The 19435-nt window shown below is 55.8% G+C and carries 19 protein-coding genes and 1 tRNA gene; 18 read left to right on the top strand and 2 right to left on the bottom strand.

What is annotated here, in order from left to right; genetic code table 11:
- The 6 genes from RZA33_RS18130 to RZA33_RS18105 all read left to right on the top strand — a co-directional run.
- Positions 1–1450: hypothetical protein (locus RZA33_RS18130; protein ID WP_317509117.1), on the top strand; the 1450-nt coding region annotated here is incomplete at its 5' end.
- On the top strand, positions 1451–1801 hold the full coding sequence (locus tag RZA33_RS18125) for a DUF5455 family protein (RefSeq protein ID WP_317509116.1): 351 nt from the start codon (positions 1451–1453) through the stop codon (positions 1799–1801).
- Entirely contained in the window at positions 1801–2865 is a 1065-nt protein-coding gene (locus RZA33_RS18120) for a zonular occludens toxin domain-containing protein (protein WP_317509114.1), read from the top strand. Before RZA33_RS18125 ends, RZA33_RS18120 begins: the two co-directional genes overlap by 1 nt.
- Positions 2846–4252 carry a secretin N-terminal domain-containing protein gene (locus RZA33_RS18115; RefSeq protein WP_317509113.1) on the top strand — a complete coding sequence of 469 codons (1407 nt, stop codon included), beginning with the start codon at positions 2846–2848 and terminating at the stop codon, positions 4250–4252. Before RZA33_RS18120 ends, RZA33_RS18115 begins: the two co-directional genes overlap by 20 nt.
- Before the next feature lie 68 nt (positions 4253–4320).
- Positions 4321–5613: a hypothetical protein gene (locus RZA33_RS18110; protein WP_317509112.1), complete on the top strand. Its 1293-nt coding sequence runs from the start codon at positions 4321–4323 to the stop codon at positions 5611–5613.
- Positions 5613–6602, top strand: coding sequence for a tyrosine-type recombinase/integrase (locus RZA33_RS18105; RefSeq protein ID WP_317509111.1), 990 nt, complete (start codon positions 5613–5615; stop codon positions 6600–6602). Before RZA33_RS18110 ends, RZA33_RS18105 begins: the two co-directional genes overlap by 1 nt.
- 73 nt (positions 6603–6675) lie before the next feature.
- On the opposite strand, the gene RZA33_RS18100 is transcribed toward RZA33_RS18105, so the two are convergent.
- Positions 6676–6762 (bottom strand) — tRNA-Leu (locus RZA33_RS18100).
- A 114-nt stretch (positions 6763–6876) separates the two neighbouring features.
- Between RZA33_RS18100 and queA the strand changes: the two genes are divergently transcribed.
- From queA to secF, 5 genes are all read left to right on the top strand, one after another.
- Positions 6877–7908, top strand: coding sequence for a tRNA preQ1(34) S-adenosylmethionine ribosyltransferase-isomerase QueA (gene queA / locus RZA33_RS18095; protein WP_317509110.1), 1032 nt, complete (start codon positions 6877–6879; stop codon positions 7906–7908).
- Positions 7909–8003: 95 nt separating this feature from the next.
- Positions 8004–9122, top strand: a complete 1119-nt coding sequence (gene tgt / locus RZA33_RS18090; protein ID WP_416337885.1) for a tRNA guanosine(34) transglycosylase Tgt — start codon at positions 8004–8006, stop codon at positions 9120–9122.
- 98 nt (positions 9123–9220) lie between these two features.
- Positions 9221–9547 (top strand): preprotein translocase subunit YajC, encoded by a 327-nt coding sequence (gene yajC / locus RZA33_RS18085; protein WP_317509108.1) that lies wholly within the window; start codon positions 9221–9223, stop codon positions 9545–9547.
- A gap of 132 nt (positions 9548–9679) precedes the next feature.
- A complete protein-coding gene (gene secD / locus RZA33_RS18080) occupies positions 9680–11536 on the top strand; it encodes a protein translocase subunit SecD (RefSeq protein WP_317509118.1) in 1857 nt (618 codons plus the stop codon).
- Between the two features lie 64 nt (positions 11537–11600).
- Complete coding sequence (gene secF, locus RZA33_RS18075; RefSeq protein WP_317509106.1) at positions 11601–12527, top strand: protein translocase subunit SecF; 927 nt, start codon at positions 11601–11603, stop codon at positions 12525–12527.
- Positions 12528–12615: 88 nt separating this feature from the next.
- On the opposite strand, the gene RZA33_RS18070 is transcribed toward secF, so the two are convergent.
- Entirely contained in the window at positions 12616–13410 is a 795-nt protein-coding gene (locus RZA33_RS18070) for an inositol monophosphatase family protein (RefSeq protein WP_317509105.1), read from the bottom strand.
- A 193-nt stretch (positions 13411–13603) separates the two neighbouring features.
- Between RZA33_RS18070 and RZA33_RS18065 the strand changes: the two genes are divergently transcribed.
- From RZA33_RS18065 to rlmN, 7 genes are all read left to right on the top strand, one after another.
- A complete protein-coding gene (locus RZA33_RS18065) occupies positions 13604–14356 on the top strand; it encodes an RNA methyltransferase (RefSeq protein WP_317509104.1) in 753 nt (250 codons plus the stop codon).
- A gap of 101 nt (positions 14357–14457) precedes the next feature.
- Complete coding sequence (cysE, locus tag RZA33_RS18060; protein ID WP_317509103.1) at positions 14458–15333, top strand: serine O-acetyltransferase; 876 nt, start codon at positions 14458–14460, stop codon at positions 15331–15333.
- 78 nt (positions 15334–15411) lie between these two features.
- Positions 15412–15879, top strand: coding sequence for a Fe-S cluster assembly transcriptional regulator IscR (iscR, locus tag RZA33_RS18055; protein WP_317509102.1), 468 nt, complete (start codon positions 15412–15414; stop codon positions 15877–15879).
- 47 nt (positions 15880–15926) lie between these two features.
- Complete coding sequence (locus RZA33_RS18050) at positions 15927–17105, top strand: aminotransferase class V-fold PLP-dependent enzyme (RefSeq protein ID WP_317509101.1); 1179 nt, start codon at positions 15927–15929, stop codon at positions 17103–17105.
- 25 nt (positions 17106–17130) lie between these two features.
- The gene (locus RZA33_RS18045) at positions 17131–17457 is read left to right on the top strand and encodes an iron-sulfur cluster assembly accessory protein (RefSeq protein WP_317509100.1); all 327 of its coding nucleotides are present in this window, start codon (positions 17131–17133) and stop codon (positions 17455–17457) included.
- 217 nt (positions 17458–17674) lie between these two features.
- On the top strand, positions 17675–18100 hold the full coding sequence (ndk, locus tag RZA33_RS18040; RefSeq protein WP_317509099.1) for a nucleoside-diphosphate kinase: 426 nt from the start codon (positions 17675–17677) through the stop codon (positions 18098–18100).
- 91 nt (positions 18101–18191) lie between these two features.
- Positions 18192–19376: a 23S rRNA (adenine(2503)-C(2))-methyltransferase RlmN gene (gene rlmN, locus RZA33_RS18035; protein WP_317509098.1), complete on the top strand. Its 1185-nt coding sequence runs from the start codon at positions 18192–18194 to the stop codon at positions 19374–19376.
- The last annotated feature ends 59 nt before the right edge of the window (positions 19377–19435 follow it).

Here is a 19435-nt window from a genome sequence, read left to right as displayed (position 1 = left end):
ACAACATGCCGACCCATGCAGGCTCCTTCAACATTACACGCTGATTTTATTGAAAATATTCGTGGGGATCCCTCAGGATTCAATATCTGTTTCCGCTAGTTCTGCTAATTATTTGAATAGTGGTGGTTCTGTTAAATCTCATGGGGGTGCTTGTTCATTAACAGCTAGTGGTGGTGTTGTTGCCTGTTCGGGTACTGACGATGATGTTTCTTGCTCTGTCCCTATTACGGCTACGTCTACAAATGAATACGGTGAACATGATCCTGATTCCTCTTTAAATGGGGGGTGGGGTGAAGGTGATGGTACGTTTTCAGTTGTCGATTTTAGTACGCCTGAGTATTTAAACGAACTTCCTGGCGGCTGTTCTGATTCGTCTAGCTGCGTCAATATTGGCGATACGTCTTATTTAGTTGATTGGGATTCCGCGCCTGACCATTTTTCATATGTTGATTCTAACGGTACTACTCACTCTAAACCGTCTGGCGGTGGTGGCGGCTCTGGGGGTGACTCGGGTGGCGGCGGTGATAATGGCGGTGGTGATCCGACTGACCCCACAGACCCAACCGACCCCACTGATCCAGGCGGTGACAACGGCGGTGATACAGGTGGCGATACCGGCGGTAATGATTCCGACAACGATGATTCTGACGATAGCACTGGCGGCGGTGGCTCCGGTGGCGGGTCAACCGTGCCGGATTTTGAGTTTGACGAATCCGGCATTATTGAAGCCATCGGCTCCGCTGGCCGTTCTAATCGTAACGCCATCAACGCGCTCTCTAATGATGTTACCGGCGCCCTGAGTGATCAGACCAGGGAGATTAATGAGCAAATTGATTTTTCCTCTCTTACTGTTACTGACGCGCTTAGCGACCAAACAAGCGATGTAACCGACACCATTGATAGCCAAACGGGAACCATCACCAGCTCCATTGACGCACTAGGCACCACCTTCACGGATGCTCTCAAAGGCTTGGGTCTGGGAAGCGTTGGTGATGATTCGGGCGATGGCGAAGGGGATGGCGAGGGAGAAGGTGAAGACGGCGAAGGGGATGGGCTGTTAGGCGGCATTTCCAAACTGCTCAACCGCATGGTCGATAAACTCGCCTCTACCTTTACCGAAGACCTCGGCGACGGTGACGATCTGTTCGACTCCTCCGGCATGGATGACACCCTCGACGGTGTCGCCGCTCAAGAGCAAGAGCATAGCGACGAAATAAACACTCTGATGGATGAGATCGGCGACGGTGCCAGCTCCGATATTGCCGAACAAATTACGTCACGCCTTCCCTCGCTGCCGTCCGGTGGCTGCACGCCTCTCCAGTTCGGCCCCATGGAAATCTCCTGTCAGGCGTTTAACACCATCAAGCTCTGGCTGACCTGGATTATCTATTTCTGGACGGTCGTCAGCATCGTCGACACCTTCTTTCGCTCTGAACAGAGGACCGCATAGATGGCACTCCCCGCACTGCTCGGCATGAGCGCCCTCATCAGCTTCTTCACGCGCATTGTTGAATGGTTTGTTACCCGTATTGCTTCCCGCTTTACCAGCCGTTTGGCGGGCATGTTGGTATGGACAACGCTGTATATCACGCTGTTGGTCGCGCTGGCCACGACCTTTGCGCTCATCATTAACGGTATCAACGCCTCACTCCCGTCTGAATTGGCTAACGGCATGGGCGCCGTCAAGCCTGACAACCTTGAAGCCTGTATTGCCGCCATTTACAGCAGCAAGGTGGCCATGTGGGTCTTCCAGCAGAAAAAGCAGTTGATCGACTGGGAGCAAGGGAGGCCCGTTCTCTAATGGCCGTTTACGTCGTCACCGGCAAATTGGGCGCCGGAAAAACCCTGGTCGCCGTGGGCAAGATCAAGGACAAGCTCAATCAGGGGTGCAAGGTCGCCACCAACCTGGATTTGAACCTGGATCAGCTGATTGGTGAAAAAGCCAAGCTAACCCGCTGCTACCGCATTCCTGATAAACCGGTGTTATCAGACCTAGCGTCCATCGGCACCGGTACCGACGATTACGACGAAAGCAAAAACGGCCTATTGGTGCTGGATGAGTGCGGCACCTGGTTTAACGCTCGCTCTTGGAACGATAAAAGCCGTCAGGACGTGATCAATTGGTTTTTGCACGCTAGAAAATTGGGCTGGGACATTATTTTCTTGATCCAAGACTTGTCGATCATGGACAAGCAAGCCCGCGTCGCTCTGGCGGAACACGTCGTTTACTGCCGCCGCCTGGATCGTGTTTCCGTGCCTTTTGTCGGCGCGCTTTACTCGCTGTTCATGGGCACCAAAATGCCCATGCCCAAAGTCCATCTAGGCATCGTCAAATACGGCGACTCTCCGCAAAGCCTTACCGTCGAACGCTGGACCTACACCGGCCGCGCCCTCTACCCCGCGTATGACACCAAACAAGCCTTCTCTGACCACTACGCCCACGGCACCTATTCCGTGCTACCGCCCTGGCTTACCCACGGCAGGCTTCGGGTACCGCGTGACGCGAGGTTCTATATGAAAATGACCCATATCTACTGGAAACGCTTTAACCGCCCGTTGCTCTCCCTGGCCTCCTTTGTGCTGGGCTGTTTTATCACCCTGTCGGTACTCGTTGCCGATCGCGTGAACGCACGATCACCCGACGACGCGCCCCCCGCTGCACCGCTAAAACTGCCCGACCTCAGCACCACCCGTATCGCCAGCTTTAGCCAGTTTGGCGACCACACCACTTATCGCCTCATTGATAGCGACCGCCAGTCCCTCACCACCGACGATCTCGCCCGCCAAGGCTTTGGCATCGTCCCTGTGAGCGCCTGCCTCGTCCGCGTAGAAAATGGAGTTACCCATGCTGAAATTCGCTGCTAAAACCGCCGCTTCGTTCGCCCTGGCCACGCTTATCGCCACCGGCGCCCAGGCCACACCGATACAGATGCAAGACACCGATATCCGCGACTTTGTGCGCTGGTACGTCGACCAAACCGGCTCCCCGTTAGCCATTCACCCCACCGCCACCGGCACACTCACGGTGTACGCCCCCGATGTGCCGGATCACCAGCTTGATGAGTTTTTTCAGGGCGTGTTGAGCTCACACGGCTACACTATTCTCCCGGGCAACCCGCCGACCGTTGCTCCGGCAACTCAATCGCCCAGCACCAATACACAACCGATCACCCCGATTGATCCCGCCGCCGCGATTGCCAATACCCCCACGCTGACACCACCGCCAGAGCCCCAGGCCACACACCTGTTTTCGTTTAACAACGTGCGCGCTGACGATATTGCCCCACTGGTGACTAGCTTTCTGACCCAGAACGCCCAGGACGGCACCACCCTGCCGCGTGTGCAGGTACTCCATGCCTCTAACGCCATCTTAGCCAAGGGCCCAGAAAAGCAGCTCACACAGCTGCAAACGCTGCTCCCCCAAGTGGACGTTGCTCACCCGCAATTACTTATCCAGGCGGTGATCTTTGAAACCACGAACGGCGATACCTTTGATCTTGGCGTCTCACTGGGTCGGGCATCGGGTAGCCGTATCGTCGGCGGCTTTAATACCGATAACCTGGGCACGTCACTCGCAGCATCCGGCGGTACCTTCGGGATCTTCGACGGTGATATTCTGGCCTTTGCCATCAATGCGTTACAGCGCGACTCTAGCTCTAACGTGTTATCCACACCGCAAATCCTTACCCTCTCCGGCAGCCGGGGCATTATTTCCATCGGCCAGAACGTGCCCTTTGTCACCGGTCGCGTTACCGGCGAATCAGCGGACGTGAACAGCCCCTTTCAGACCATCGAACGCCGTGACGTGGGCATACGCTTAAACGTGCTGCCGGTGGTCACCGCGTCCGGCTTGGTCATCATGGATATCACCACCTCCGCTGACTCGCTCACCGATTCCCTGGTTGCGTCCGATATCATCACCAACCAACGCCAGATCAATACCACCGCACAGATTCGCTCCGGCCAAACCCTGCTGTTAGGCGGTCTATCGTCCCAGGACGACCGTACCCAAGTCTCTGGCGTTCCCGTTCTCTCCAGCGTCCCCGTTGCCGGTCGTCTGTTCCAAAACGAATCTACCTCCACCCAACGCACCAACTTCCATGTACTGCTCCAAGCCACCGTGTTGCCCCGTTATGACGCTACCCAAACCGCCACCGCCCAAGATCAAACCGGCTCGATCACAGCCAATCTCGCGGCAATGAACTGGCGACAAGCGGTCGAGACCATCCCTGTAACACGTCTCGCAGAGTAACAACGAAACCCGTTAAAGCAGCTCATTACAGCACATACCAACATTTTAAAATTTTAAGGGAGTCGGTCATGGAGCGTTGGAACCGCTATTCAATTGCCTCACTGGAGCGTGGCGAACAAGACCCGTTTGGAAAGCTCTTGATCAGCTCCGCTGGTCAACGTGAGGTAGACGATATTCGCTTACTGAACGCAGGTGTGGACACCGTACGGCAGCTTTACCAGGGCAAGCCTTGCCTGTACCAGTTTGATGAGATCATCAGGGTCTACAACGAAGGTAAAGGGGCGACCATGCACCTCTTTGATGTGACGTGGTCCGTCGGTGCCGGCGCAGCCGGTTCAGGCTTCCGCTACCGCCTCCAAAACAATGAGCTAGGCGTGATCGTGTTCTTCCAGGCACGGCATACCAAGGTTGAGAACATTGGCACCCACCTAAAAATCGAGCTCTCCCCGCACTTCATCCAGGAGCGAAGCCCTCAAGAGTGCCAAGACTTCATGTACAACATCGCGGCTCATATGCTCGCTTACGTGGAACCTGCAGGCTGTGCCATCCACCTCGCCTTGGACGTCCAAGGCTGGGAGCCCCCGAAAGACTTCATGTCGCGCTTTGTGACGCGGTCCAAAAAGATCATGTGCATTGATGGCATTGACGAATTGGAGTTTGCCCACAACACCATTGCCACCACCTACGGGCGTGGTGAGACCTATATGTTTGGTACCGCGGGGGCACTGCAATGCTCTATCTATAACAAGACGCTGGAAGCCACACACCGCGACAAAATGCACTTCTGGGAAGGCATCTGGCAACACGCCGTAAAAGACGACCTCAGCCCCGCTTATGACCCTGAGGAAACCGTCTGGCGTATCGAGCTGCGCTTTCATCAATCGGTGCTTCGTGAGTTCGCCGAAGGCATCCCCTGCAACGTTGACACTGGCGAAGTGCTGGACGCCAACCACGGCTTCAATCGCTTTGTCGATGTGGTACCCCACCTATCCGGCCTCTGGCGTACCGCCATGCAATCCTACCGCCTGGATACCCGGCGCAACCTGATAGACCCCGCGTGGCAAGTCATGCAGGAAGATGCCCGTTTCTACTGCCATGAACCTGGCTTCATGTACAAACGCGCGCGCAAAGCACCAGGCTTAGGCAATGAAAAGAACGTCACCCTGGCCTTCGGCAACCTCATCAGCATTTACGCCCGCCAAAACTTCCGCACCCATGAAGCCGTCCGTTACCTCCAGCGCTCCGGCATGTGGGAAGACCTCGCCGAATACTACCGCCGTCGAGGGGTCGACTCTGGGCAATTCAGGCAGATAGTAGAGCAAAAACTGATAGAACGACGATTGGTAGGTAAGGCGGCGTAATGACTATTAAGAAAGTCAAAACCGGCTGGAAAGTGGACATAATGCCTGAAGGCCGATATGGAAAGCGTGTCCGTAAAATACTGCCTACTCAGGCAGCAGCGAAGCGCTTTGAAGGCAAGGTATTGGCTAAGGCTGCAACGGGTGAAAGCTACATCACGCCAAAACGTGACCGTCGTACCCTAAAAGACCTAGTCAAACTCTGGTATGACTACCATGGTCGCTCTCTGAAAGACGGTAAGCGCCGCTATTCACAGCTCAACAATCTGGCCGATATCATGGGCAACCCAACGGCTGCCACGATCACTCCCGTGGACGCCTCAGAATTACGCCAGAAACGCCTGGAAGCGGGTATCACACCCAACACGGCCAACCATGACCACGCCCATTTAAGAGCGGTCTTTAACCAGCTCATACGGTTAGGTGAATGGAATAAAGCCAACCCTTTCGCAAAAATGCAGCCGTTGCGCCTGGACGAAAAAGAGCTCGCCTACCTAACCGATGAAGAGTTACGTCAACTTTTTAACGTATTAGAACAATCCAACAACCCAGACGTTGCGCTTATTACACGCCTCTGCCTTGCCACGGGAGCCCGCTGGAGCGAAGCCCAGACGTTAAGAGCGGAAATGCTAAGGAATGGCCGTGTCACCTTCACCGGCACTAAAAACGGTCGTAATCGCACCATACCGCTGAGTGAAGAGCTTTATAAATCGATCACCCAACACGGGCCAAGGATCGGTAGAGTCTTCCGCACCGACGCTTATAAAGCGTTCTCCGCTGCCATCATTGAAGCAGGTATAAGGCTCCCCAGGGGGCAGAGGACCCACGTTCTCCGTCACACGTTCGCTAGCCACTTCATGATGAATGGCGGTGATGTGCTAACTCTGCAGAAAATTCTCGGTCACAGAACCATTGCCATGACGATGCGTTATGCACACCTGTCACCCGACCATTTAGCCGATGCAATCAAATACGCGCCAAAGCTCTGTTGACACTTTGTTGACACTTTTGGAATACCGAAAACTAAAAAGGGCCTAGCGATGAACGCTAAGCCCTTGATATCTTTGGTGCCGGTAGCCAGACTCGAACTGGCACACCCGTAAAGGCGGCGGATTTTGAATCCGCTGCGTCTACCAATTCCGCCATACCGGCAATGGATGCGCATTATACGTAATTAATGAGGTAGGTCAATCACATTGACTGACTTTATCCAGCCAAAGCGCTATCCTATGCCGCCTGTTTGATCAACGTTAAGAGTTATACGCCATGCAGCGCGCGGATTTTCATTTTGAACTACCCGACGAATTAATTGCTCGCTACCCTTCTGAGCAGCGTAGTGACTGCCGTTTGCTGTGCGTGGATGGCCAGAGCGGCGCGTTGGAACACCGCCGCTTTCCTGATTTACTTGAGCTTTTGGAACCGGGCGACCTACTGGTGTTTAACGACACCCGCGTAATACCGGCGCGACTGCACGGTCATAAAGCCAGCGGCGGCAAAGTGGAGATGCTGCTTGAGCGCCCGCTGGATGCTCACCGTGGTTTGGTGCATATTCGCTCAAGTAAATCGCCGAAGCCCGGCACCGAGCTGATCTTCGAAGGCGATATTCACGCCATTGTAGAAGGGCGTCGTGATGCGCTGTTTGAGCTGCGCTTTTTGGGCGATACACCGATGATCGCGCTGCTCGAAAAGCACGGCCATATGCCGCTGCCACCGTATATTACCCGTGAAGATGAACTCAGCGACCGAGAGCGCTACCAAACCGTGTATGCACGGCGTGATGGTGCAGTGGCGGCGCCGACAGCAGGGTTGCACTTTGATCAGCCGCTATTGGATGCCCTTGCGGATAAAGGCATTAACCGTGCTTTTGTGACGCTGCATGTGGGCGCGGGCACCTTTCAGCCAGTGCGGGTGGACAATATTCTTGAACACCCTATGCACAGCGAGTGGATTGAAGTTACCGAAGAAACCTGCCAGCAAGTGCGTGACACGCTCGCAGCGGGTAAGCGCGTGGTAGCGGTGGGCACCACTAGCGTACGCTGCCTGGAAAGCGCCTGTATGAAGAGCAGCGATGGCCAGATCGCACCTTATACTGGCGATACCGATATTTTTATCTACCCCGGTTACCAGTGGCGTTGCGTGGATGCTTTAATTACCAACTTTCATTTGCCTGAATCGACGCTGCTAATGCTGGTGTCCGCCTTTGCTGGCTACGAGACCATCATGAATGCTTACCAACGGGCAGTGGCCGAGCGCTATGCGTTTTTTAGCTATGGCGATGCCATGCTGCTGACCCGCTAGGCTATTGTTGCTGATTGTTGACCCGCTTGCCCTGCACCCGTCGCGCCAAACGAACGAGTTTAACGAGTTACCTTAATATGCGAAACGAATGTTTTATGCGCTTTGAGCGCTTGGCCGAGGATGGCCGCGCGCGCCGAGGCCGCTTGCACTTCCCCCGCGGCACAGTCGAGACGCCGGCGTTTATGCCGGTGGGCACCTACGGCACGGTGAAAGGCATGACGCCGGATTCCGTCAAAGAGATCGGCGCCGAAATCATCCTAGGCAACACCTTTCACCTGTGGCTACGCCCCGGCACCGAGGTGATTGAAGCCCACGGTGACCTGCACGACTTCGCCCAGTGGGACAAACCGATTCTGACCGACTCCGGCGGCTTCCAGGTATTTTCCCTGGGCGAGACGCGCAAGATTACCGAGCAGGGCGTGCACTTCCGCTCGCCGGTGGATGGCAGCAAGGTCTTTATGGGGCCGGAAGAATCCATGGCGGTTCAGCGTTCGCTGGGCTCTGATGTGGTGATGATCTTTGACGAGTGTACGCCCTACCCGGCCACCTTTGAGGAAGCCGAGAAGTCCATGGAGCTATCGCTACGCTGGGCCAAACGCTCCCGCGATGCCCACGGCGATTCGCCTTCCGCGCTGTTCGGCATTATTCAGGGCGGTATGCACCCTGAGCTGCGCGAACGCTCGCTCAAAGGGCTGCTGGAGATCGGTTTTGATGGCCTGGCGATTGGTGGCCTTTCAGTGGGTGAGCCCAAAGAAGAAATGATCAAGGTACTCGACTACCTACCCACCTGGATGCCCGATGACAAGCCGCGCTATTTAATGGGTGTCGGCAAACCGGAAGACCTGGTGGAAGGCGTGCGTCGAGGAGTGGATATGTTTGACTGTGTGATGCCCACCCGCAATGCCCGTAACGGTCATCTGTTCACCTCGGAAGGCACGGTCAAAATTCGTAACGCCAAGCACCGCTTCGACACCCGCCCGCTTGATGAGGAGTGCGATTGTCATACCTGCAAGAGCTTCTCGCGGGGCTATTTACACCATCTGGATCGCTGCAATGAAATGCTCGGCTCGATGCTCAACACCATCCACAACCTACGTTACTACCAGCGTGTGATGGCTGATTTGCGCGCAGCAATTGAAGCGGGTACATTGACGACCTTTGTGGAAGGCTTTTATGCACGGCGCGGCCTGCCAGTGCCACCCCTTGCTACCTAAAATCTAGCGAATTAATCGCCACACGCCTTGGCGCGTGGTTTAAACTGTTTGACCACCATTTTAAACGTAAGCTTTTTCTAACCCAGGAGTTCTCTGCAATGCTGGATTTCTTCATCTCACCAGCCCATGCCCAAGAAGCCGCCGCTGGCGGTGGTATTGCGCAAATCGTCATGCTGGTCGGCTTCGTGCTGATTTTCTACTTTCTGCTTTGGCGCCCGCAAGCCAAACGCGCCAAGCAGCACAAGCAGCTGGTCTCCAACCTGGACAAAGGCGATGAGATCGTCGTTGGCGGTGGCTTGGTGGGGCGCATCACTAAGGTGAACGACGAGTTTTTGACCATCGAGATCGCTGAAGGCACCGAAGTTAACGTGCAGAAGAACGCCGTTGCCGCCGTACTGCCTAAAGGCACTATCAAGTCCATCTAAGCCTTGTAATACCCCTGCCGAGCCAGTGCCAGCCACCCCGGCAGGGGTGACATGGTATAAATGATGGTGAACTTTGCTGTGCACGGCGAGCCCGTGCACAGCATTCCGTTTGTAATTGAAGGCAGGGCTTGCATGCTCAACCGTTACCCCCTGTGGAAGTATCTGCTGATACTGGTCGTCCTGGTGGTTGGCCTTATCTACTCGCTTCCCAATCTATTCCCCGCAGATCCCGCTATCCAAATTAGCAACACTCAAGGCAATTCACTGAATGAGCGCCAGATAGAACGCGTTGAAGACGCTTTGATTGAAAATGGCATTGACATCAAAGCACTAGAAGAAGAAGAAAACGGACAGTGGTTAATCCGTCTTCGCCACGACGACGACCAGCTCGACGCGCGCGATATTGCCGCTGACATAGTCGACAATGACACGACCGTGGCGCTCAATCTTGCCGAAACAACACCCGAATGGCTACGAGCATTCTCTGCCTCCCCCATGACACTGGGCCTGGATTTACGCGGTGGCGTGCACTTCCTGCTCGAAGTGGACATGGACGCTGCGCTAACCCAGCGCCTGGAAGTCAATGCCAGCGCCATGCGCGAACTGCTGCGCAGTGAGCGACTTCGCTACCGCAACACCGATATTGAAGACCGAACGCTGTCGATCGATTTTGCCAGCAGCGAAGACCGCGATACGGCGCGCAGCTTGATTAGCCGCGACTTCCCGGAGTTTGAGTACAGCAGCGAAGGCGATGGTCGTGCTTCGTCGCTAACGATGACGCTTAGCGATCAATCGGTTGACGAGATTCAGGACTACGCCATTAACCAGAACTTGACCACGCTGCGCAACCGGGTCAACGAGCTGGGTGTGGCGGAGCCCATGGTCCAACGCCAAGGCCCCAATCAAATCGTCGTGGAACTGCCGGGTATTCAGGACACCGTGGCCGCCAAGCGCATTGTGGGCGCCACCGCCAACCTGGAATTTCGCCTGGAAGCCCGCAACGATACGCCGGATAACGAAACGGAAACCTTTGCGTTTCGCAACCAGCCATCGCGCACCGCTGAGCTAATGCGCGATGTAATTATTACCGGCGACAGCGTTTCCAGCGCCAGTAATAGCTTTGACGAAAACGGCCGCCCACAGGTCAATATTGACCTGGATGGCACCGGCGGCACACTGATGAACCGCGCCACGCGCACCAATATTGGTCGCAATATGGCGGTGCTGTTTATTGAGCACAAGAGTGAAGATACCGTGGTGGTCGACCCGGAAACGGGCGAGGAAACCATTGAGCGCGAGCCGTACGTTGAGCGCGGCCTAATCAGCCTAGCAACGATTCAAAGCGCCCTGGGCAACAGCTTCCGGATCACCGGCTTAGACTCGCCAACAGAAGCCGCTGAGCTAGCGCTGCTGCTGCGTTCCGGATCTCTTGCCGCACCCATCTACTTCGTGCAAGAACGCACGATTGGGCCAAGCCTAGGCGCTGAAAACATTGAGCGGGGCCTGCTCTCGGTACAGATTGGCTTGCTGCTGGTCGTGCTGTTTATGCTGGTGCGCTACAAGGTGTTTGGGGTGTTTGCCAACATTGCTTTGGCACTGAACCTAACCCTGCTGATCGCAGTGATGTCGATGCTCGGCGCCACCCTAACGCTACCGGGCATTGCCGGCATTGTGCTGACGTTGGGCATGGCAGTGGACGCCAACGTGCTAATTTTCGAGCGAATACGCGAAGAGTTGCGTAACGGCATGTCGATTCAACAGGCGATCAAGGCCGGTTATGAGCGCGCCTTTACCTCTATCGTCGACGCTAACATCACCACGCTATTGGTGGCTGTTATCTTGTTCTCGATTGGCACCGGTCCGGTTAAAGGGTTTGCCGTCACACTGTCTATCGGCATTTTGACATCGCTGTTCACCGCGCTAATGGTGACCCGCGCCATGGTCAACCTGACCTACGGCAGCAAACCCGTCAAAAAGCTATGGATTTGAAGAACATGGATTTAACCTACATGACTCTAATCCACGTGCTTAGCCCAGAACTTAAGAGGTGGTAATGAAACCCCTATCACACCTGCAAATCGACTTTATGGGACGACGCAACATCGCGTTTTGCGTCTCCGCTGTGCTACTGATCGTGTCGATTGGCGCTATTTTCTTCCAGCAGCTCAACCTGGGCTTGGACTTCACCGGCGGCACATTGGTTGAGGTGCGCTACGGCACCGCACCCTCACTCGATGCCATTCGTGTTCTACTCGAAAATAACGGCTTCCAAGATGTCTCGGTGCAGACCTTCGGCGCCTCTAACGAAATTCTGATCCGCCTACAGCAGGCCTTTGACGCCGATGTAGGCGGTGAAGTCGTCAACCTGCTGCGCTCCAGTGGCGATAGCGTCGACCTTGTGCGCTCGGAGTTTGTTGGCTCCCAGGTTGGCGATCAACTGCGCGACCAGAGCGGTCTGGGTCTACTTGTAGCGCTGGGTGTGGTCATGCTCTACGTGGCTTTCCGCTTCCAGTACAAGTTCGCAATTGGTGCACTGTTAGCACTAATGCACGATGTAGTCATCGTGGTGGGGATTTTCGCGCTGTTTCAGCTGGATTTCGACCTCACCGTGCTGGCGGCTATTTTGGCGGTGATCGGCTACTCGTTGAACGACACCATCGTGGTTTATGACCGCGTTCGTGAAGCTATTCGCACCTCGCGCATCGACGATATGCCGCAGATCTTCAACGAAGCGATTAACGCCACGCTCGCGCGCACCCTGGCAACCTCGGGCACGACTTTATTGGTACTGCTCGCACTGCTACTGCTGGGCGGCGATATGATTGAAAACTTCGCCATTGCACTGCTGATTGGCGTTGGCGTGGGCACCTTCTCGTCTATCTACATTGCCGCAGCGCTGCTACTACCGCTGAAACTGTCTCGGGAAGACTTGATCCCCACCAAGAAAGAGCTCGACGAAGAAGAGGAAGAACTGCCTTAAAGGCCGGTATTCCAGCGACAAAAAAGCCCCTGCTGGGAAGAACCAGCAGGGGCTTTTTTCGTAGGCGCTTAAAGCGTAGCAGTACTGCCTAGAAGTGCGGCGACAACTGCTTGATCAGCGCTTTGTAAAGACGCGGCCCGGCAGCCATTAGCTGGCCTTCCACTTTCACGCTCGGTTGACCATCTGGGGTCCCCATCAAGGCGCCTGCTTCTTTCAGGAACAGCGTACCGACCTGCATTTCCTGCTCTTCCAGGCCGAGCACGAAAGCGCTATCGACGCGGCCGCAGGCCAATTCACACAGATCTAACAGGCCGTTACCGGTGGCCAACAGGGTTTCTACCTGTGGTGCTAACTGCTGAGTAATCGTTAAGTAGGCGGGTAGATGACGGGTACGCAGCGAGGCTTCCGGCAAGCTCATGGCCATGCGTGTACCGCTAACGGCAGTCGGCTTGCTAACGCGCATGCGCTTGTCGTTGTGCTGGGCGCCACGGCCGCGGCTGGCGATATATTCGTCGTCGGCGAAGGGGGGAATAATCACCGCGTGCTCGGGACGACCGTTGATAAGACAAACCACTGAAAGTGCAAAGCCCTTACCGGCGACGGCTAAGTTAGAGTAACCGTGCATGGGTTCGATTTTCCAGACGATATCCGCGCCTTCGCCTTCTCCCGCGCGATGCGGGGTAAAGCGGCCGATAACACCGTGCTGGGGATAGCCGCGCTCCAACTGCTGAACAATCGTCGCTTCGGCCTTGCGCGCCGTCTCGTCGAGTAGGCGGTCAAGGTTAAATTCATCGTGAGCGTTTTCAATACGTTCGCGTACACGCAGGAAGTGTTCAACAGCGCCGCGTGCAGCACGCAGCGTAAATTGGACCATCGGATTCATGATCGGGCCTTGTGACAGTGATGTTAAAGAACGTGATGCTAAGAGAAAGCATAAACAGGCACAGGTGCTGCCTTTGGCGCGCAATTCTAGCAGACCACTCTCGGGCATGCTATCGACTCATGCTAGACTGCGCATTTTATGCCTTTATGATGACTTACTCTCATTAACAAATTCTTATTCACCGAGCCCTATCATGCTTGAACGCATTCGCATTGTTTTAATCGGCACCAGCCATCCTGGCAACATCGGCGGCGTTGCTCGCGCGATGCACAATATGGGCTTGGCAGATTTAGCGCTGGTCGCCCCGCGCTGCGAGGTGGTCACTCAGGACAGCATTTCCCGTGCTTCCGGCGCTGACCACCTGCTTCATCAAGCCAACGTCCACGCCTCGCTGGAAGATGCAGTAGCCGACTGCACCCTGGCCGTAGGCGCCAGTGCACGCTCGCGCACCTTACCCTGGCCGATGCTCTCGCCCAGGGAGTTAGCCGATCGCCTGCCTGGCGAATGCCAAGCTGTTGATTCCCGCGTGGCGCTGGTATTTGGCCGTGAAGATAGCGGCCTGACCAACGCTGAGCTTCAGCGCTGCCACGCCCACGTGCATATCCCCACCAATACTGACTTTAGCTCGCTCAATTTGGCGGCGGCGGTGCAGGTGCTCGCCTACGAGTGCCGCATGGCTTGGTTAGGCCAAGCTGATACACCTTTAGCTGCACCCAGCGATGACGATGACCTGGCCACCCACGCTGAGCTTGAGCGCTATTTTGAGCACCTAGAGCGCACGCTGATTAGCATTGATTTTCATGACCCTGCACAGCCTCGCCAGTTGATGGCACGGCTGCGCCGCTTGTATCTACGCGCGCGCCCCGAGCGTATGGAAATGAATATTCTGCGCGGGATTTTATCGGCTACCGAGAAGGCGGCGCAGCATAAACGACCACAAGAGTGATCCACTGAACTTGAAGAGACCGTCATACGCCCCCACCATAATAGGCTTATTATCGTCTGTGACGTCAGCGATGATGGCCAAAAACCGCCTAAGGGATCCCCATGTTTCAACGCCTGCGTGAAGATATCAATAGCGTCTTTGACCGCGACCCAGCCGCGCGTAACTTTCTTGAGGTATTGACCAACTATCCCGGCCTTCACGCCCTGCTGCTGCATCGCTGCGGTCACTGGCTGTGGAAGAAAAACCTCAAGTGGCTGGCGCGGACGCTGTCGACGTTTGCACGCTGGCTCACCGGCATTGAAATCCACCCCGGCGCCACCATTGGCCGACGCTTTTTTATCGACCATGGCATGGGCGTGGTGATCGGTGAAACGGCCCGAGTAGGTAACGACGTCACGCTTTATCAGGGCGTCACCCTGGGCGGCACCAGCTGGCATAAAGGCAAACGCCACCCAACCCTGGGCGATGGCGTTATCGTCGGGGCGGGCGCCAAAATATTAGGCCCCTTCACCGTCGGCGCCGGGGCTAAAGTCGGTTCTAACGCGGTCATCACTAAAGAAGTACCGCCGGGGGCCACCGTGGTTGGCATACCCGGCAAGGTTGTTCAGCGTGCCGATCCCGATGTTGAAGAGGCGCTGGATGTTGACCCTGCTCGGCGCGAAGCCATCTGCCAGAAATTTGGCTTTGATGCCTACGGCGTTAGCCAAGACATGCCCGACCCCGTCGCCCGCTCTATGCAGGCCATGCTCGACCATATGCACGCCGTCGATGAGCGCATTGAGCGCATGTGCTCGACCTTGCGTAAGCTGGATGCCAGCTACCGAGACGGGCAGCTACCCGAGCTGCGAGACGAAGATTTTGCCGGCATTTTAGACGAGCAAGACACCGGCTGCCCCGGCGTTGGCAAGCGCTCATTAGCACCGTCGGCAGAAGAGTCAACGAGCGAGAAAGACACGCTACCACCGCGTAATGGTTGACCAAAGCACTCAGGCTTTCCCATAATGGCAGCACATTTGCCGTCAGTGCGCTGAACATTCAGCGTCGAGGTGCTTGCCATGCGCTTGACCACCAAAGGCCGTTACGCCGTTACCGCCATGCTTGATCTAGCCCTGCATGCCGATAGCGGCCCTACCAGCCTAGGCGATATCTCCCAGCGCCAAGAGATATCGCTTTCCTATTTGGAGCAGCTTTTTGCTCGCTTGCGCCGTGCTGGCTTGGTCAATAGCGTGCGTGGCCCAGGCGGCGGCTATTTGCTGTCTCAACCGCCGGAGGCAATTAGCGTCTCAAAGGTGATTGATGCGGTGAATGAAAGCGTCGATGCCACCCGCTGCCAGGGGCTTTCAGACTGCCAACAGGGCAATACCTGCTTGACCCACCATTTATGGTGCGAACTTTCCACGCAGATTCGCCATTTCCTGGATGATATGACCCTGGCACAACTGATGCTGCGCCCTGATGTCATACGTATTGCGACGCGACAACAACAGCGTGTCGAAGCGGGCATTCTTGCCTCGTCGCCCTGAGCACATGCACCAAAACCAATACACCGCTAAATCGCCGGATTTTAACGATGACCACACCTACGCTGCCCATCTACCTGGATTACGCCGCCACTAACCCGGTCGATGCCCGCGTGGTCGAAGTCATGCAGCGCTACCTGACGGTTGACCAGCTGTTTGCCAACCCGGCATCGCGCAGTCACATGCTAGGCTGGCAGGCAGAGCAAGTGATTGAGCAGGCCCGCCGGCAAGTGGCCGATGCGATTGGCGCCGACCCCAGAGAAATCGTCTGGACCAGCGGCGCTACCGAAGCGGACAACCTAGCGCTGATTGGCTTTATGCGCGCCAACCGCGAGCGCGGCCTGCATATGGTGACCTCGACGATTGAGCACAAAGCGGTGGTCGATACTGCCCATGTGCTGGAAAAAGAGGGCTTTGAAGTCACTTGGCTAACGCCGGGCCGGGATGGCTGTGTTCAACCTGATCAGCTGCGCGCAGCAATGCGCGACGACACCGCGCTGGTGTCGCTGATGGCGGTGAACAATGAGTTGGGCAGTATTAATGACATTGCCGCCCTGGCAGAGGTAGCCCACGCGTTTGGGGCGGCCTTCCATACCGATGCCGCCCAGGCCGTGGGGCGTATCCCGCTGGACGTAGTGACCCAGCAAATTGACTTGATGTCGCTTTCTGGGCACAAAACCTACGGCCCCAAGGGCGTCGGGGCGCTGTATGTCAAACGCCACCCTGATATTCGCGTGGAGGCGCTGATCCACGGTGGCGGTCACGAGCGCGGCATGCGCTCAGGCACCCTGCCGACGCATCAAATTGCAGGTATGGGCGAAGCCTTTGCGCTGATGCAACAACAGCACGACGACGATACTGCTCATATTACGCGTTTGCAGCAGCGCTTCTTACACGGCCTTGAAGACGTCGAGGGTGTTTACTCGAACACGCCACTGGCGCAAGCTGTACCGCATATTGTCAATTTGGCGTTCGAAGGTGTCGACAGCGAGTCATTGCTAATGGCACTGCGCGATGTAGCGGTCTCGACTGGCTCAGCATGCAATTCCGCCAGTGTCGACCCTTCTTACGTACTACTCGGCATCGGCACGCCGCGCTCATTAGCCCTCTCATCGCTGCGTTTTAGCTTCGGGCGTTTTACTACCGACGCCGACATTGATCATGCGCTAGCGCTTATCCGCCATGCGGTGAGCGGTTTACGTACACCGCCACGCCAAGCGGCTGACTAGCTGACTATTTTAAGGAGGACGCCTCATGGCAACACTCAACATCACTCCGGCTGCGGCACAACAAATCCGCCACGTACTTGATGAACGTGGCCAAGGCTATGGCCTGCGCGTCTCGGTCAAGCCCAGTGGTTGTTCAGGCTATAGCTACGTGCTCGATTTTGCCGACTCCGTTGACGCAGAAGAAGTCCACTTTGAAGCCCACGGCGCCAGCGTCTACGTTGCCCCCGATGCGGTGGAAATGCTCAACGGCAGCGAAGTGGATTACGTCAGCGAAGGGCTCAACCGCTTCTTCCGGTTCAATAACCCCAACGTAAAAGACGAATGCGGTTGCGGCGAGAGCTTTACCGTCTAACCATCTTTACCCGGTCGGCGTTTCATCACCGGTATTCATCCCCCGGCTTAAGCGCTATAATCGCGCTCATGGATACTTAACATCAAGCAGCCGGGGCATCCCTGTGCACTTGATGACGCGTTAGCTGTTGAAACGCTACTAGCCGAATTTTCTCTGGGCCGCCCCGGCTATCTGGGGCGGCAATTTTGCTTAACCCTCTTTTATGGAAACTACTTGCATGGCTACTGAACGCACTCTTTCAATCATCAAGCCTGACGCCGTTGCCAAAAATGCTATCGGCGACATCATTGCCCGCTTTGAAAAAGCTGGCCTGAGCGTGGTGGCTGCCAAAATGCTACACCTCTCCGAAGAGAAGGCTGGCGGCTTTTACGCAGAGCACAAAGAGCGTCCGTTCTTTAAAGACCTAGTCGGCTTTATGACCTCTGGTCCGGTAGTGGTTCAAGTACTGGAAGGCGAAGACGCGATTGCCAAAAACCGCGATTTAATGGGCGCCACTAACCCGAAAGATGCAGCACCCGGCACGATTCGCGCTGACTTTGCGGAAACAATCGATGCCAACGCTGTCCATGGGTCTGATTCTCCGGAAAGCGCTGAGCGCGAAATTAGCTACTTCTTTGGTAACGACGAAATCTGCCCGCGCTAAGCCTGTCTAATTAGCGCCGCCACAACGTCAGTTGCCGGCCATTTTGCGGGGAGGGCTAGCCTCTCCGCCCCTTTCGATAACGCTGACCGCCATGACCACCACTGTAGCCCAACATACGCCCGCCCCACTTTCAGACGCTGCTGGCACGCCTGCGGCCAAAGCGGCACCTGAGCGCCATAACCTGCTGGGCATGTCCCGCGAGCAGATGGAAGCCTTCTTTTTGTCGATTGGCGAAAAGAAATTTCGTGCCGCCCAGCTAATGAAGTGGATTCACCAAGAAGGCAGCGATGATTTTGCGGCCATGACGAACCTTTCTAAGCCACTGCGCGAAAAACTGGCGCAGGTGGCAGAAATTCGCGGTCCAGGGGTGATTTACGAAGGCACTTCGAGCGACGGCACACGCAAGTGGGTGCTGGAAGTGGAAGACGGCAGCTACGTAGAAACGGTATTAATACCGGCGGAGAACGGCAAACGCCGCACGCTGTGCGTCTCGTCCCAAGTCGGCTGCTCGCTGGACTGCAGTTTCTGCTCTACCGGCAAGCAAGGTTTCCAGCGTAATTTAACCGCCGCTGAAATCATCGGCCAAGTATGGGTTGCCCAACGCAGCGTGGGGCCACGCCGTGATACCGCCAACCGGCCAGTGACCAACGTGGTGATGATGGGCATGGGTGAACCATTGCTCAACTTCGACAACGTTGTACCTGCCATGAAGCTAATGCTCGACGACAACGGCTATGGCTTGTCCAAGCGTCGCGTGACGCTATCGACTTCCGGCGTCGTGCCGATGATCGACAAGCTGGGCGATGAAATGGACGTTAGTTTGGCCATTTCGCTTCACGCGGCCAACGATGAGCTACGCAACGAACTGGTGCCCATCAACCGCAAATACAATATTCGCGCACTACTGGATGCTTGCCATCGCTACTTAGCAAAATGCCCGGATAATCGTCAGATCACCATTGAGTACACGTTGATCAAAGACGTCAATGATCAGCAAGAGCACGCTGAGCAGCTTGCTGCGCTGCTTAAAGAACTGCCCTGCAAGGTCAACCTGATCCCGTTTAACCCGTTCCCTAATTCTGGCTACGAGAAGCCCTCACGCAATCAAACCATGCGTTTTCAGCAGTGGCTATACGATTCTGGCTACAACGCAACGGTGAGAACCACGCGTGGCGAAGATATCGATGCTGCCTGCGGCCAGCTGGTGGGTCGAGTGAAAGACCGCACTAAACGCAGTGCGCGCCATATCCAGTCAGTACAGCTTGATGCCGACTAAGGTGTCGGTTAGAAAACCGGGCTTATCTTGACTTCCGCTTGGCACGGCGCTTTGATGGT

Source organism: Halovibrio sp. HP20-59 (assembly GCF_033052795.2).
Classification (GTDB): Bacteria; Pseudomonadota; Gammaproteobacteria; order Pseudomonadales; family Halomonadaceae; genus Vreelandella.
This window is presented reverse-complemented; position numbering and strand designations above follow the sequence as displayed.

What these genes read in the sequence shown, in the direction of transcription:
- RZA33_RS18125 (WP_317509116.1), top strand. Translation starts at nt 1,451, where the DNA reads ATGGCACTCCCCGCACTGCTCGGCATGAGCGCCCTCATCAGCTTCTTC.
- RZA33_RS18120 (WP_317509114.1), top strand. Translation starts at nt 1,801, where the DNA reads ATGGCCGTTTACGTCGTCACCGGCAAATTGGGCGCCGGAAAAACCCTG.
- RZA33_RS18115 (WP_317509113.1), top strand. Translation starts at nt 2,846, where the DNA reads ATGCTGAAATTCGCTGCTAAAACCGCCGCTTCGTTCGCCCTGGCCACG.
- RZA33_RS18110 (WP_317509112.1), top strand. Translation starts at nt 4,321, where the DNA reads ATGGAGCGTTGGAACCGCTATTCAATTGCCTCACTGGAGCGTGGCGAA.
- RZA33_RS18105 (WP_317509111.1), top strand. Translation starts at nt 5,613, where the DNA reads ATGACTATTAAGAAAGTCAAAACCGGCTGGAAAGTGGACATAATGCCT.
- queA (WP_317509110.1), top strand. Translation starts at nt 6,877, where the DNA reads ATGCAGCGCGCGGATTTTCATTTTGAACTACCCGACGAATTAATTGCT.
- tgt (WP_416337885.1), top strand. Translation starts at nt 8,004, where the DNA reads ATGCGCTTTGAGCGCTTGGCCGAGGATGGCCGCGCGCGCCGAGGCCGC.
- yajC (WP_317509108.1), top strand. Translation starts at nt 9,221, where the DNA reads ATGCTGGATTTCTTCATCTCACCAGCCCATGCCCAAGAAGCCGCCGCT.
- secD (WP_317509118.1), top strand. Translation starts at nt 9,680, where the DNA reads ATGCTCAACCGTTACCCCCTGTGGAAGTATCTGCTGATACTGGTCGTC.
- secF (WP_317509106.1), top strand. Translation starts at nt 11,601, where the DNA reads ATGAAACCCCTATCACACCTGCAAATCGACTTTATGGGACGACGCAAC.
- RZA33_RS18070 (WP_317509105.1), bottom strand. Translation starts at nt 13,410, where the DNA reads ATGAATCCGATGGTCCAATTTACGCTGCGTGCTGCACGCGGCGCTGTT.
- RZA33_RS18065 (WP_317509104.1), top strand. Translation starts at nt 13,604, where the DNA reads ATGCTTGAACGCATTCGCATTGTTTTAATCGGCACCAGCCATCCTGGC.
- cysE (WP_317509103.1), top strand. Translation starts at nt 14,458, where the DNA reads ATGTTTCAACGCCTGCGTGAAGATATCAATAGCGTCTTTGACCGCGAC.
- iscR (WP_317509102.1), top strand. Translation starts at nt 15,412, where the DNA reads ATGCGCTTGACCACCAAAGGCCGTTACGCCGTTACCGCCATGCTTGAT.
- RZA33_RS18050 (WP_317509101.1), top strand. Translation starts at nt 15,927, where the DNA reads ATGACCACACCTACGCTGCCCATCTACCTGGATTACGCCGCCACTAAC.
- RZA33_RS18045 (WP_317509100.1), top strand. Translation starts at nt 17,131, where the DNA reads ATGGCAACACTCAACATCACTCCGGCTGCGGCACAACAAATCCGCCAC.
- ndk (WP_317509099.1), top strand. Translation starts at nt 17,675, where the DNA reads ATGGCTACTGAACGCACTCTTTCAATCATCAAGCCTGACGCCGTTGCC.
- rlmN (WP_317509098.1), top strand. Translation starts at nt 18,192, where the DNA reads ATGACCACCACTGTAGCCCAACATACGCCCGCCCCACTTTCAGACGCT.